Origin of the sequence: 'Chrysanthemum coronarium' phytoplasma, assembly GCF_000744065.1 — a bacterium.
GTDB classification, from domain to species: domain Bacteria; phylum Bacillota_I; class Bacilli_A; order Acholeplasmatales; family Acholeplasmataceae; genus Phytoplasma; species Phytoplasma asteris.
Map to the genome: position 1 here is coordinate 1 of NZ_BBIY01000115.1, position 1133 is coordinate 1133.

The window sequence follows — 1133 nt, forward strand, 5'->3', positions numbered from 1 at the left end:
GCTAAAATAGTGCCCAACATTTGTAATCTAAAAGCGTTAATGCAAAGATTTTTTTCCTCAGTTGTTATTGCCTTTGGCACTCCGTTAATTACTTTTTCCTTTAAAAAAAGACTACAAATAGGGCTGGAAAAACCAATCATAACAAAAGCTACAACCAAACTTACTATGAATAACAAAACAAAAACGCTAGATGCTATTTTACGAGCTTTTAAAGATTTGACATTTTTATTTTTACCCACTTCGCGCGAAATTAATGAAACTCCTGTAATTCCTAAACAAACTCCTACTGCTTCTACAATGCTTTGAGCGGATTTGGAAAATTGAATGTAGCTTTGGGTTGCTCCTTCTAGACCAGCTCCAAAAAAAGTATCAACACTACCGAAACAAGCTTTAAAAACATTAAAAACAATAATAGGCAAAGAAATAATCCATAAAGCTTTTAATAAGTTTCCCTCCAAAACAAGCCTACTTATTTTATCTTTTTTATTAATTACTTTGTTTTTCGTCATTTATTTAAAAAACCTTCCTTTTGATTTGAAATTAATTGAAATAAATTGATAAATTATTATATTTATTTTTATTGAATTTGTTGTGCAAAAAAGTATAAATTTAAAAAACAAATGGCAGTTATTTTTTGCAGTTTTAAAAGTGTTTGTTTTTATCTTTTTTGTCAAGGTAAAAATTAATTATTTTTCAAACAAATATTTTTTCCTTTATTTTAAGGATTTTTAAAGGTTTTCAAAAAAGATTTTAGGTTTAATTGGTTAAAGTTTTTGTTTTCTTTTAGCAAGCATTTGATGAAAAAACATAACAAAAAAATGCTTATTAAATCTAAAATAACTGCAAATTGTTTTCTTAACTACTCTTTAAGTATAACATATAAAAAAATAAGTGTTAATATTTTTGCTACTCCCAAAGATAAAAAACAACAAAAAAAGGAAATCCAAATCCAAAAAGCTAATAAAATTATTCCAAAAAAACAACTTCATTATTTTTTTGCAAACTTATTTTTCAATTGTTTTATTTATTTTAGCCAATAAATATTTGTTGCAATATTTTGTTTTATTTTGCGAAAAAGCCCCCAATATCACAAAATTTTTACAAAAAGAACAAAAATAATACGTTTTAATTGC

General features: G+C 25.0%; 2 protein-coding genes. One reads left to right on the forward strand and one right to left on the reverse strand.

Annotation, left to right across the window (positions count from 1 at the left end):
* Positions 1 to 509, reverse strand: a 509-nt coding sequence (locus OYV_RS03990; protein ID WP_042068417.1) for an MATE family efflux transporter, incomplete at its 3' end; no start/stop codon positions are given.
* Between the two features lie 288 nt (positions 510 to 797).
* On the opposite strand from OYV_RS03990, the gene OYV_RS03995 reads away from it, so the two are divergent.
* Entirely contained in the window at positions 798 to 1040 is a 243-nt protein-coding gene (locus OYV_RS03995) for a hypothetical protein (RefSeq protein WP_042068418.1), read from the forward strand.
* Positions 1041 to 1133 lie beyond the last annotated feature (93 nt).

What these genes read in the sequence shown, in the direction of transcription:
- OYV_RS03995 (WP_042068418.1), top strand. Translation starts at nt 798, where the DNA reads ATGAAAAAACATAACAAAAAAATGCTTATTAAATCTAAAATAACTGCA.